11 protein-coding genes are annotated in these 12,912 nt (G+C 59.2%); 7 read left to right on the top strand and 4 right to left on the bottom strand.

Annotated features, from left to right (window positions below):
• Positions 1-238, top strand: a 238-nt coding sequence (locus tag CINSTRO3249_RS06740; RefSeq protein WP_143146883.1) for an integrase core domain-containing protein, incomplete at its 5' end; no start/stop codon positions are given.
• Between the two features lie 11 nt (positions 239-249).
• Here the strand turns inward: CINSTRO3249_RS06740 and CINSTRO3249_RS17870 are convergent.
• The 3 genes from CINSTRO3249_RS17870 to CINSTRO3249_RS06730 all read right to left on the bottom strand — a co-directional run bounded on the left by CINSTRO3249_RS17870 (position 250) and on the right by CINSTRO3249_RS06730 (position 2,274).
• Positions 250-372 carry a hypothetical protein gene (locus CINSTRO3249_RS17870; protein ID WP_256381644.1) on the bottom strand — a complete coding sequence of 41 codons (123 nt, stop codon included), beginning with the start codon at positions 370-372 and terminating at the stop codon, positions 250-252.
• A gap of 97 nt (positions 373-469) precedes the next feature.
• The gene (gene alkB, locus CINSTRO3249_RS06735; protein ID WP_074012697.1) at positions 470-1,117 is read right to left on the bottom strand and encodes a DNA oxidative demethylase AlkB; all 648 of its coding nucleotides are present in this window, start codon (positions 1,115-1,117) and stop codon (positions 470-472) included.
• A gap of 77 nt (positions 1,118-1,194) precedes the next feature.
• Positions 1,195-2,274 carry an aliphatic sulfonate ABC transporter substrate-binding protein gene (locus CINSTRO3249_RS06730; RefSeq protein ID WP_084790138.1) on the bottom strand — a complete coding sequence of 360 codons (1,080 nt, stop codon included), beginning with the start codon at positions 2,272-2,274 and terminating at the stop codon, positions 1,195-1,197.
• Between the two features lie 612 nt (positions 2,275-2,886).
• Between CINSTRO3249_RS06730 and lldR the strand changes: the two genes are divergently transcribed.
• The 6 genes from lldR to CINSTRO3249_RS17160 all read left to right on the top strand — a co-directional run bounded on the left by lldR (position 2,887) and on the right by CINSTRO3249_RS17160 (position 11,541).
• Positions 2,887-3,657 (top strand): transcriptional regulator LldR, encoded by a 771-nt coding sequence (gene lldR / locus CINSTRO3249_RS06725; RefSeq protein ID WP_074012696.1) that lies wholly within the window; start codon positions 2,887-2,889, stop codon positions 3,655-3,657.
• A gap of 7 nt (positions 3,658-3,664) precedes the next feature.
• Positions 3,665-4,846 carry an FMN-dependent L-lactate dehydrogenase LldD gene (gene lldD, locus CINSTRO3249_RS06720; protein ID WP_074012695.1) on the top strand — a complete coding sequence of 394 codons (1,182 nt, stop codon included), beginning with the start codon at positions 3,665-3,667 and terminating at the stop codon, positions 4,844-4,846.
• Between the two features lie 679 nt (positions 4,847-5,525).
• Entirely contained in the window at positions 5,526-6,959 is a 1,434-nt protein-coding gene (gene cycA, locus CINSTRO3249_RS06715; RefSeq protein WP_074012694.1) for a D-serine/D-alanine/glycine transporter, read from the top strand.
• A 43-nt stretch (positions 6,960-7,002) separates the two neighbouring features.
• Positions 7,003-8,757, top strand: coding sequence for a D-lactate dehydrogenase (dld, locus tag CINSTRO3249_RS06710; RefSeq protein ID WP_084790137.1), 1,755 nt, complete (start codon positions 7,003-7,005; stop codon positions 8,755-8,757).
• Positions 8,758-9,058: 301 nt separating this feature from the next.
• Positions 9,059-11,245, top strand: coding sequence for a TonB-dependent receptor PqqU (gene pqqU / locus CINSTRO3249_RS06705; RefSeq protein ID WP_084790139.1), 2,187 nt, complete (start codon positions 9,059-9,061; stop codon positions 11,243-11,245).
• Between the two features lie 122 nt (positions 11,246-11,367).
• On the top strand, positions 11,368-11,541 hold the full coding sequence (locus tag CINSTRO3249_RS17160) for a hypothetical protein (RefSeq protein ID WP_174249744.1): 174 nt from the start codon (positions 11,368-11,370) through the stop codon (positions 11,539-11,541).
• An 11-nt stretch (positions 11,542-11,552) separates the two neighbouring features.
• Here CINSTRO3249_RS17160 and CINSTRO3249_RS06700 read toward each other — a convergent pair.
• Positions 11,553-12,912: flagellar biosynthesis protein FlhF (locus CINSTRO3249_RS06700; protein WP_254304262.1), on the bottom strand; the 1,360-nt coding region annotated here is incomplete at its 5' end.

Genomic DNA, 12,912 nt, shown 5'->3' with positions numbered 1-12,912 from the left:
CGGCGACTCCTACGATAATGCGATGGCAGAGAGTATCAACGGGTTGTACAAAACGGAGGTTATCCACCGCGGGAGCTGGAAAAACCGGACGGAAGTGGAGTTGGCCACGCTGGACTGGGTGGACTGGGTGGACTGGTACAACAACAGAAGGCTGCTCGGGCGGCTGGGTTACATCCCTCCTACTGAAGCCGAAATGAACTATTACGCTTTGCAATTAGCATCAGAGGAAGCGGCGTAGTATTGCCAAAATTACTCTCTAATAAACTCGGGGTTATTCAGTTGCGCCACGGCCTGCCCGGCCGCCGCAATCGGATACATCCCCGCTTCCGCCCGCGTGGCGTCCGGGCAGGTGCGTAGAGCGGGGAATGGCACAAAAAAAAGACCGGGTTTCGCCTCGATTTGGGAAATAGCCTGCATCATTGACCTTTTTTGTAGCGCCTGCCCGGCGCCTAGATACGCCAATCGGCGCCTAGAGCGCTTTTCGTAGCGTGATATTAATACGATGCGGCCCTACGAGGGAATGATAGCCTGCTTTAATCGGCAGAATACCGTGGAAGCGAAGCCGCGCAGGGCCGCCCCATACCACCACGTCGCCATGGGCCAGCGGGATACGCTGCGCGGGCTCGCCGCGCTGTAGACCGCCGAACTGAAACACCGCGGGCAGGCCCAGGGATACCGACACGATGGGTGCGCCAAAGTCATGTTCATCTTTATCCTGATGCAGAGACAGTTTACTGCCGACATCGTAGCGGTTCATTAAGCAGGCATCGGGCACAAAGCGGGCAAAACCCGCCTGCTGTGCAGCCTCATCCGCCAGCGCCATCAGGATGGCCGGGATCGGCGGCCAGGGGTGGCTGTCGCGCGGGTTACGCTGTGTATAGCGATAGCCGTGGTCGTCGCTGTTCCAGCCGTGGCCGCACCAGCTCATCGCTACCGACATGGTGTAGCCCCCCGGCGTCGTCATATGTCGCCACGGCACCTCGGCCACCACAGACTGCACCGCCGCCAGCAGTGCGCTCCCGTGTTCACGCACGAAACCGTGCAGCACCACCGCCCCCGGCGCGATGGTTTCCCGCCAGGGCGGCGGCGCCGCGTCTTCAAAAAGATCCAATGTCATAGCTGAACCCTGTACAAATACCCAGTATTCAGTTTAGCCTTTTGCGCGCCATTGTCCAGTCTGCGTCGGCAACCCCTTCATCCACCAGCACCGCCGATGGCGGGGCGCGATCCATCTGGCATGCCACGGCGCGAGCGCGTTGGCGCCCACGGCGGTTTGCCTGACGCTTTAGCCTGCTTGCCGCAGCGCGAAGCAAGGCGGCGACGCTGAGAAGTCGGCGCCTGCGCATCAATGCGCTTGGGCAGCAACCCCGCCTGCGTGAAGACATCGGCGATGCGCTGCTGCTCCAGGAGGCTTTCGCGGGTCACCGGCACCACGCGGTAGCTGCGATGCGCGTTGGCCTGCTCTACCGTGGCTGGGTCAAGATTGCCCCACAGCGGGCCCAGCAGCTGCGCCGCCTCTGCGGGATGGGCGGTTACCCAGGTGCCGGCCTGCGTCAGTTGGCGGTAAATCAACGCCAGCACCTCGGGATGCTGTTTGGCAAAGGCGCTGGAGGACAGGTAATAACGCTGGTAGCTGGCCAGTCCCTGACCACCGGCCAGCACGCGGGCATTTTGCCGGCGTTCGGCGCTGGAGACAAAGGGTTCCCAGGTCACCCAGGCATCCACTTTACCGGTCTGAAACGCCGCCAGACCATCCGCCGGGGTGAGATAGGCCGGTGTTATATCGTTAAAGGTCAAATGCGCCTTTTCCAGCGCGGCGATAAGAAGATAATGGCTGCCGGCCGCCTTGGTCACCGCGATGCGTTTTCCTTTCAAGTCCGCCAGCGTCTTCAGCGGCGAGTCCTGGGGGACCAGAATGGCCTGTGCGTCCGGGGAAGGCTCCTCGCGGGCGAAATAGGTCAGGTCCGCCCCCGCCGCCTGGGCGAATACCGGAACGGTGTCGGCCACATCGGCGGAGATATCCACATGGCCGATATTGAGCGCCTCCAGTAACGGCAGACCGCTTGAAAATTCATACCAGCTGATTTTCACGCCCTGTTGCGCCAGGCGTTGTTCCAGCGTGCCTTGCAGTTTCAATAAGGACATCAAGGTGGAGGATTTTTGATAGCCGATACGTAGCGTGGTTTCCGCCCGCGCAGCGGCCAGCGTTCCGATTCCCAGCATGAATAGCAGCGCTAGCAGCGCTTTGCGGCGGCCAAAGGTAAAGTGAAACATAGTGATTCCCTGAAAAGTGAGGTGATATTAAGCTCCGGCAGTTGCTATGCGCTGTCAAAGGACAAAAACAGCTTAACAAAGTCATCCGCCGGTAAAAGCCGCCGAACGCACCCTGCGCCACGCTGTTGAGTGCATTTTTGGTCCGACCAAACAGCAAAAAAGTGTGACAGACATCGTGAACAAACGCTTTGGGTCGCTTGGCGCGTTGCCCTTTGTTAAATAAAGATTACCTTTATGTGGCCGATATGGAAATTATCCAATTTGGTCCGACCAACTGCGCTCCCCCTGCGGGCTTCGCTTTCGGTGCCAGGCACTGCTGCTCTTACCGAGCCCTGCGGTAAACGGGTTTGTCGCCCTCTCACGGCGCGGCGTTGCGGTAAATGCCGTGACCGCCGTCGCGGTGGTCCAACGGCGCGATGGGTCTGGAGCAAGGCGCGGCAACCGCCGCGCGGCCATCGCGCTTATCGTGGCGCTACGGCGTCGGCAAGGTGAGCAGGAGACAGCGTCGGGCGGTCATCGGTGTCGCCGTTGGCGTCGCCATGGGCTCAGGGTATTCGGCCGCCAGTGTCCGGTGCCATAAAGGAAAGTGATGGAGCGGAATAATCATGACTACTGACACCCCCCCCACGTCTGGCGGACCGCATTGCGCGCCAGCTTGAGCGATTAATAGCCCAGCGGCCGTTTGCGGCGGGGGCGCGCTTACCCGCCGAGCGTCAACTGGCGTCCGAGCTGGGCGTCAGCCGCTCCTCGCTGCGGGAAGCTATCCAAAAACTGATTAGCCAGGGGCTGCTGGTAAGCCGTCGCGGCGGCGGTACCTTTGTGTTGGATAACGGCCAGCTTTGGACGCAGCACCGGATCGTCCTGCCGCTACAGCCTTTAATGGCGGAGGATGCTGATTATCGTTATGACGTGTTGGAGGCGCGACAGACCATCGAAGCCGGTACCGCCTGGCACGCCGCGTTACGCGCGACAGAGGAAGACAAAGCCCGGCTGCAGGCCTGTTTCGACGCCACACGGCGCGTGCGCGACCAGGATGATCCCGAGCAGGCGGCGCAGGCCGATGTCCGCTTTCATCTGACCATCGCCGAAGCGTCGCATAACCTGGTGCTGCTGCAAACGATGCGCGGCCTTTTTACCTTGCTGCAAACCTCGGTGCAGCAAAGCCGCCAGCGGATGTATACCCGCCCCGCCCATTTCGCCCGTCTGACGGAGCAGCACCAGACGTTGTTGGACGCTATTCTCGCCGGCGATGCTCCCGCAGCGCGCCAGGCGGCGGTGGCCCATTTGGACAGCGTGCATCAGACGCTCAGGTCTTTACAGGAAGAAGACGCGCGCCTGGCCCGTCTTGGCCGTTTTCCCCCCTCCTTCACCGAGACATATTGAGAGAGCTATGATCATTTCAGCAGCGAACGACTATCGCAGCGCGGCCGAACGTAAACTGCCGCCTTTTTTGTTCCATTATCTGGACGGCGGCGCCTACGCGGAATACACCTTGCGGCGCAATGTGGACGATCTGGCAAGCATTGCGCTGCGCCAGCGGGTACTTCGCAATATGGCCGAACTCAGTCTCGAAACGCAGTTGTTCAAGCAAACGCTGGCGCTGGCGCTGCCGGTAGCGCTGGCGCCGGTGGGCCTGTGTGGTATGTATGCCCGTCGCGGTGAGGTGCAGGCGGCGCGCGCCGCCGATGACAAAGGCATTCCCTTCACGCTCTCGACCGTGTCGGTCGGCACGATTGAGGAGGTCTCCTCGGCGATAAACCGTCCCATGTGGTTCCAGCTGTATGTCCTAAAGGATCGCGGGTTCATGCGCAACGTGCTGGAACGCGCCAAGGCGGCCGGCTGTTCGACGCTGGTGTTTACCGTCGATATGCCGGTGCCCGGCGCCCGCTACCGGGATGCCCATTCCGGCATGAGCGGGCCGAATGCCGCCCTGCGCCGCTATTGGCAAGCGATGACCCACCCCGGCTGGGCCTGGGATGTCGGCGTGCGCGGCAGGCCGCACGATTTGGGCAATATTTCCGCCTATTTGGGCACGCCCACCGGGCTTGAAGATTATATCGGCTGGCTCGGCAATAATTTCGACTCGTCGATTTCCTGGCGCGATCTCGAGTGGATCCGCGATTTCTGGCAAGGTCCTATGGTTATCAAGGGGATCCTCGATGCGGAAGATGCGCGGGACGCGGTTCGTTTCGGCGCGGACGGTATCGTGGTATCCAACCACGGCGGCCGGCAGCTTGACGGTGTGCTCTCTACCGTCCGGGCGCTGCCCGCCATCGCCGATGCGGTGAAGGGCGATATCGCCATTCTGGCCGATGGCGGCGTGCGCAACGGGCTTGATGTGGTGCGGATGTTGGCTCTCGGCGCCGATACGCTACTGCTGGGCCGCGCCTATATTTACGCCCTGGCGACGGCGGGTCAAGCCGGCGTGACGCATCTGCTGGCGCTGATTGAAAAAGAGATGCGGGTGGCGATGACGCTGACCGGTGCCAGAACTATCGGCGATATCTCCCGTGATTCGCTGGCCAAAGAAGGTCTGGCGCCGGCCACCAGCCCCCACGCGCTGCCCGGCTAGGCCAGAACCGGTCGCCGCAGGCGGTGGCCGCTGTCATCGCCGCAAGGCTCTTGGCCACGGCAGGCGCCATCCTCCGTCACCGCCATTACCGCAGGCGTCATTCACGCCGCGGCAAGCTTAAACTGTTTTGACCGCCGCCGCAGTCATTTGAGCCGCACTCTTATTGCTTTGGTTTTGATCGCCGCCACTCTCCCATGAGCTGCGGTAAACCTATTTTGGCTTTAACTGACGCCACCCTCACATAGGCCGCAGCAACACTATTCTGGTTTTGACCGCCACCGTCCACGGCACCGCCGCAACAGCAGGGAGAGGGAGGAGCCCATAGGGCGCAGCGGGACAATTAGAAAGCCTGGTCATCATTATCCAGTGCATACTGGCTTTTGCCATAATAAAAAAAACATTAACCCTCTCGAGTATTAATACACTATCTTATGGCCGCTAATGCGGTTCGTCCCGTGGCGAGCTTGCGGTACGCATCATGCTCGGTTAACCCCTGGCGCGGCGTGCTCAAGGTCGACGCACCCCAGACGCGGCATGGGGCGTGCCCGGTGAATGCCCGGGCGGTATGGCCCCCGTCCCGCCAGACGTCGGCGCGGTCTGCGCGCGCGCTCGCTGGCCGCACGTTTACAGACATTCGGCTTGAACGCCGACACCACATCACCGACAGGAACAGGTCACGATGGCTGTTGAAACAAACCAGGCACCCCTCCCCGCCCAAACGCCCGAAAAGCTGCGGCGCACGCTCACCAACCGACATATTCAGCTCATGGCAATCGGCGGTGCCATTGGTACCGGCCTGTTTATGGGGTCGGGAAAAACGCTCAGTCTGGCGGGGCCGTCAATCGTTTTTGTCTATATGATCATCGGCTTTATGCTGTTTTTCGTCATGCGTGCGATGGGAGAGCTGCTGCTTTCCAACCTGAGCTACAAATCCTTCAGCGATTTTGCCGCCGACTTGCTTGGGCCCTGGGCCGGGTATTTTACCGGTTGGACCTATTGGTTTTGCTGGGTCGTGACCGGTATTGCCGATGTGGTCGCCATCAGCGCTTATTTTCAATTCTGGTTTCCCGGCTTTTCCATCTGGATGAGCGCCCTGCTTTGTGTGGTGGTGTTTGTCACCTTGAACATCGCTACGGTGAAAATGTTTGGCGAAATGGAATTCTGGTTCGCTATTATCAAAATTGTCGCCATCGTGGCGCTCATTATCGCTGGCGCGACGCTTGCGGCAATGCATTATCCCAGTTCCGCCACCGATCACGCGGGGCTTGACAATATCTGGCGGCACGGCGGGTTGTTTCCCCATGGCCTGAGCGGTTTTTTCGCCGGCTTCCAAATTGCCATCTTCGCCTTTGTCGGTATCGAATTGGTCGGTACCGCGGCCGCCGAAACCGCGGATCCCGAGCAGGTGCTGCCCCGGGCCATCAACGCCATTCCGCTGCGGGTGATTATGTTCTATGTGCTGGCGATTATGGTCGTGACGCCGTGGAACGCGGTGTCGGCGGACCGCAGCCCGTTTGTCGCCATGTTCACCCTGACCGGATTGCCGGCGGCGGCCGGCATCGTCAATTTCGTGGTGCTGACCTCGGCGGCGTCGTCCGCCAATAGCGGCATTTTTTCCACCAGCCGGATGTTGTTCGGCCTGGCGGAGCAAGGTGTGGCCCACCGGCGATTTGCCCAACTTTCACGACGCGCGGTGCCATTGAACGGCCTGCTGTTTTCGTGCCTGTGTCTGTTGGCGGGCGTGGCGTTAATCTACCTTATTCCCAACGTCATGACCGTGTTTACTTTGGTCACCACCGTCGCCGCCATTTTGTTTATGTTTGTGTGGTCGATTATTCTGTGTTCTTATCTCGTTTATCGGCGCAAATATCCGCAGCGTCACCGGCATTCCCCATTCAAAATGCCGCTCGGTAGAGGGATGAGCTGGATCTGTCTGGGGTTTTTTGTGTTTGTGCTGGCGCTGCTGGCGTTGCAAAACGATACCCGAGATGCGCTGTTGGTGACCCCGCTGTGGTTTGTCGTCCTGGCCGCCGGCTGGCAATGGCAGCGGCGCAAGACGCACACGCGGCAAAACGGCGCCGACGGGCGTAACATGGAGCGTCATCGCGGCTGACCGCGGCCTGACCGGCCCGCACCGCACAATCCAGGAGCGAACGATGTCAGTGTTAGCCAAACAAACCCCATCGGACACCCCCCTGACGGCAACCGCGCGCGCCGGCCTTATCCGCCGGTTGATTGCGCTGGTCGGCGCCGGCCACGTTCTCACCGGCGAGGGGGAAACGCGACGCTACCGTACCGGCTTTCGTTTCGGCAGCGGTAACGCCTTGGCGGTGGTCAGGCCCGGCTCCTTGGTGGAACAATGGCGCGTACTGCAAGCCTGCATCGATGCCGGCGCAGTGGTTATCGCCCAGGCCGCCAATACCGGCCTGACCGGCGGTTCTACCCCGGATGGCGATGCGTACGATCGTGATATTGTCATCCTCAGCACCACCCGCATGAACAAAATCAGGCTTATCAACGACGGCAAGCAGGTGATTTGCCTGCCTGGCGCGACGCTCGACCAGTTGGAGCGCCAGCTTGCCCCGCTGGGCCGCGAGCCGCATTCGGTGATAGGCTCCAGCTGTATCGGCGCCTCGGTGTTCGGCGGCGTGTGCAATAATTCCGGCGGCGCCCTGGTGCAGCGCGGGCCAGCCTACACGCAATTATCGGTGTTCGCCCGCGTCGACGCCGAGGGCAAGCTGGCGCTGATAAATCATTTGGGCGTCGCCCTGGCGGGGGATGAAGAAACGCTGCTGGCCCGCCTGGATCAGGACGATTATGGCGAGCAGGACATTCGCTATGATACCGGCGACGGCTCCGACAAAGGTTATGCCGACCATGTCCGCCAGATAGATGAGCCTACCCCCGCCCGGTTCAATGCCGATCCCGGCAGGCTGTTTGAGGCGTCGGGGTCCGCCGGCAAAGTGATGGTGTTCGCCGTACGGCTGGATACCTTTCCCATGGCCCGCGGCGCGCGGGTGTTTTATATCGGCACCAACCAGACCTCGGTACTGACCGCTATCCGGCGCCATATCTTAAGCCGGTTTACCCATCTGCCTCTCTCCGGCGAGTATTTGCACCGCGACGCGTATGATATTGCCGCCCGCTACGGTAAAGACACCTTTTTGCTGATCCACTGGTTGGGTACGGCGCGCCTGCCGGCGTTGTTTGCGCTGAAAAACCGCTTCGATTTACTGACGGAACGGCTGACTTTTTTACCGCCGCACTGCGGCGATCGGCTGTTGCAGTGCCTAAGCCGCCTGCTGCCTTATCCCCTGCCGGCGCGCATGCAGGCGTATCGGGAGCGTTATGAACATCATTTGATGCTCAAAGTCAGCGCGGAGGGGGTGGCAGAGGCGCAGGCGTTCCTCGACGAGTATTTTGCCGGGCACGAGGGCGGGTTTTTCGCCTGCACCGAGCAGGAAGGCAAAAAAGCGTTTCTTCATCGCTTTGCCGCCGCCGGCGCGGCGGTCCGCTACCGCGCCGTCCACTCCCGCCAAGTGGAAGATATTGTCGCGTTGGACATCGCTTTGCGGCGCAATGATGAAGACTGGTTTGAGCATTTACCGCCGGCGCTGGACCAGCAGATGGTGCATAAACTCTATTATGGTCATTTCCTGTGCCATGTTTTCCATCAGGATTATATCATCAAAAAAGGCCAGGATTGCCTGGCGCTGGAGCACAACCTGTGGCAACGGCTGGATGCACGCGGCGCACAGTATCCCGCCGAGCACAACGTCGGTCATCTCTACCCCGCGGCGCCGCCGCTGCGGCGCTTCTACCAACAGCTGGATCCGTGCAATTGTTTTAATCCCGGCATCGGCCAGATGTCGAAGCTGAAACACTATGGCGAGGCGGGCGGTAAAGAATAAGCGCCTGGCCGGGCTCGCTGCGCCGCTCGCGCTCATAAAGACCGCCGCGTGGGTAGTCGCCGCGTGAGTGGCCGGCGGGTCGGCGCAGCGCGACGCCTACAATAACGACGGCGGGCGCATTGTCGGACAACATCAGACCCTCTAAAACGGCGGGAAAACGGAGCTTGCTGTCCCTAAGCGGTGGTTACCGGCCGCCTGATGGCGATGGTTAATGTCATTTGTACTTTTCAATAATGTGGTGGGCGTATTACTATTCGTTAAAATGGATTTAACAGGTACCGGGCCTGCCGGCCACATCATAATGACAAACCACGTAATCAACGCCTCACCCCGTTTCTGGTTCTCTTCTACTTTGATCTGCTTTTCCTTATCATTGCCGGGCCGTAGCGCCGCCGAGCCGACGCTGCCGGAGCAGACCCCCGACGCTCCAACGCAGACGTTGATCGTTACCGCCCCGCGCAGCGGGTTAGCCGAGCTGACCACCCCCGCCGCCCTCAGCGTGCTTACCGGCGAGGATTTCCGCCAGGCCAAGCCGCAAGTCAATTTATCGGAAAGTATGGGTAGCGTACCCGGCTTGCAAATTCAGAACCGGCAAAATTATGCCCAGGACCTGCAGCTGTCGGTACGCGGGTTCGGCGCCCGCTCGATGTATGGCGTGCGCGGCGTGCGTATCTACGTCGACGGTATTCCGGCCACCATGCCGGATGGCCAGGGCCAGACGTCAAATATTGACCTTAGCAGCGTCGACAAGGTAGAGGTGCTGCGCGGCCCGTTTTCCGCGCTGTACGGTAATGCCTCCGGCGGCGTCGTTAACGTAGAAACCGTCACCGGCAGCCAGCCGGACACGGTAGAAGCGGGCCTGTATACCGGCAGCTACGGCAGTTGGCGCTACGGCGTGAAGGCCACTGGCGCCGTCGGCGATGGCTCCCAGGCCGGCGATGTCAACTATGCGGTCTCCGCCACCCGCTTTACCACCCACGGTTATCGCGATCATAGCGATGCGCGCAAGAACCTGGGCAACGCCAAGCTCGGGGTACGCATTGACGATGTCAGCACCCTCACCCTGTTATTTAACACCGTGGATATTACCGCCAACGATCCCGGCGGTTTGACCGAGGATCAGTGGCATGACAATCCCCGTCAGGCCACCCGCGCCGAACAGTTCAATAGCCGCAAAACCCTGACCCAGACGCAGACGCAGGCCGGCCTGCATTATCAGCGTCAGATGGGCGACGATGACGACCTGAGCGTGATGATGTATGCCGGCGAGCGCGACACCACCCAATATCAGGCAATCCCGGTTGCCACCCAGGCCAACCCGTTGCAGGCCGGCGGCGTTATTGATTTGACCCGTCATTATCAGGGCATCGATACCCGCTGGACGCACCGCGGCGCGCTCGGTGACGTGCCGCTCACGCTAACCGGCGGTCTGGATTATGAAACGATGACCGAACAGCGCAAAGGCTATGAAAATTATACCGTGAACAATGGCGTCACCGAGCTCGGTACCCAGGGCAATCTGCGCCGCAACGAACGTAACCTGATGTGGAGTCTCGATCCTTATGTGCAAAGCGCCTGGTCGCTGACTTCGCGGTTAACGCTAAACGCCGGGGTGCGTTTCAGCCACGTCCAGTTCGACTCCGACGATCGCTACATCACCGCCGATAACGGCGATGACAGCGGTGACGCCCGCTATCACCGCTGGTTGCCGGTGGGATCATTAAGTTACGCCGTCACCGACGGCTGGAATGCGTATCTGTCCGCCGGCCGGGGGTTTGAAACTCCCACCATCAATGAACTTTCCTATCGCCCCGACAACCAGCCGGGCCTGAATTACGCGCTGAAACCCTCCACCAGCAATACCATCGAGCTCGGCAGTAAAGCGCGCATCGGCAGCGGGCTGGCGACCGTCGCGGTATTCCAGACCGATACTGAGAATGAAATCGTGGTGGCGGACAGCAGCAACGGCCGCACCAGCTATACCAATGCCGGCAAAACCCGCCGTCGCGGTCTGGAACTCTCGCTGGATCAGCAGTTCGCCGACGATATCCAACTGCGTCTGGCGTGGACGTTGCTGGATGCGACCTACCGCACCCGCGCCTGCGGCAGCAGCGACTGCAGCGAGGGCGATGCCATCGCCGCCGGTAATCGCCTGCCCGGCATCGCCCGCAATATGGGTTACGCCTCGCTGGCCTGGTCCCCTCCCGAAGGCTGGTATGCCGGCGTGGAAGTGCGCTATATGAGCGATATTGACGTCGATGATGAAAATAGCCAGCAGGCGCCAGCCTATACCGTCGCCGCGCTGGATACCGGTTACCGTTATGTGCTGGGCAATTGGCTGATGGACGTGTACGGCCGGGTGGATAACCTGTTTGACCGCCGCTATGCGGGGTCGGTCATCGTCAATGAAAGCAACGGCCGCTATTTTGAACCGGCGGCGGGCAGAAACTGGGGCGGCGGGGTTTCGCTCGCCTATACATTCCAATAATACGCGCCGGCTGTATCCCGTTATTGGCCAAGGTCGACGGGATATGCCCGGGGGCGTCTTCCCCGGCGCCCATGACTGTTTATCTTTGCGACACCTGAACCGAACGCACCGTTAACGGCACTATGGCGTTGACGATCTTATTCCCTGTCGTTGGCCCTGCACCTGCTGCGGGCATCGGCATTGATAAGCAGGAACAGGCTATGACAAAGATAACGGGCAAACGGCCGGGCGCCGTCTATTTCGTATGGCCGCTAGGGGCACTGATGGCGTTAATTGGTCTTGCCCTGACGGCATAGGTATCTACACATCAGGGAGGAGGCTTAAGAGCAACTCTCGCTAAATGAGTAAGTTCTTCCAGACTATATTCCGATAATAATTTTAGTGTATTCAACAAGATGGATAGGCCAGCGAGCAGAGCAGGAGCGCTCTCTCTGCGGCCTCGCTTTTGCTGTCGTCCTGACAAGCGACATATCAGCTGGCGGGCTGCCGCATTTTCTTCTCCTTCAGCGCGTTGCAGCCGCCATACCAGAACAGCAGCCATACTGGCTATTAACAACCTGCGTAGTACGGCTGGCGCGCTGCGCTGAAGCCATGTTTCTACGTCATGTCCGGCACCTTTCAGCAACTTAAAAAATGATTCAATATTCCAGCGCCAGTAATACCAACGAGCTACTTCCTCGCAGGTGATCTCGCTGCAAACGTTTGTAAGCAGCGTCCAGCGTCCCACCACATTACCGAGATCATCCGTAAGCCGAACAACAACCAATCTGACCGTCAGAGGCTCTCCAGGTTGGATTTTTATGCGGCGGCCGGTTTCTTTATCTTTACGCTTCTGCTGCGCAGCTCGGGTTATGACTATCGAGGTTTCACTGATTTCCATATCAGCTTTTTTCCCTTTCCAGTCTACCTGTCCGCATCCGTTGTATGGCAGAAGAGCAGCAATCTCACCAATTTTCAATGAATTACCTTGCCACTCTGCACCATGTCCTTCTTTTCCTCGGATAAGCCAGCATATTCCTTGAGTACTCAACGTCCGCATATGTCCAATAGAGTCACCCTCTCTATCAATTATATGAATCAGCTTTTTACCTATATTAAGCGATTCCACACGGGCAATATCGGTCGTCAAGGCGTCCATATGTGTCTGCCGTTCGGACAGTCCTTCCGCCAACGTTGAATGACAACCGGTTGCATCGGTAAGTGTCTGAGATAGAGGCGCTATTGGCAAACCCGTGCCAGCATCAACCAGCAAGCTGCTTTGAAGTTCATATCCAACATCGCCACCGTGCGTCATTTTTAAGCGTCCGTATTTGGCATGATGGTAAAGAAATTGTAAACGTGACCAATCATGAACAACGAGAGCGTATGGATGCGGGCTAAGCGAAATTTGCTCAAGTGCTAGCGAAATAATTGGCTCATTGAGTTGACTGAAGCTAATTCGCTTATTATTCAGAAAACGCCAGACAGCTTGGGTAGTTGCGAAAGTTGATTTTTGAGCACTTGCGAGGTCTTTAACCGCAGAAGCAAGAAGAGCCGCGGGCGTCATATGCTGTTTAACCAGCGTCTGATATCGGCGGGTAAGGCGAGAGTCAATCCCGCCAACAGATAGGTTGAAATCATTCTGCAAAGTAATAACAGGTATCACGATAAATGTGTAGATACCTATG

The sequence above is a fragment of the Candidatus Sodalis sp. SoCistrobi genome (assembly GCF_900143145.1).
Lineage (GTDB): Bacteria > Pseudomonadota > Gammaproteobacteria > Enterobacterales > Enterobacteriaceae > SoCistrobi.
Note: the sequence above shows the minus strand (reverse complement) of the source record. Positions and strands in the feature narration are given on the sequence as shown.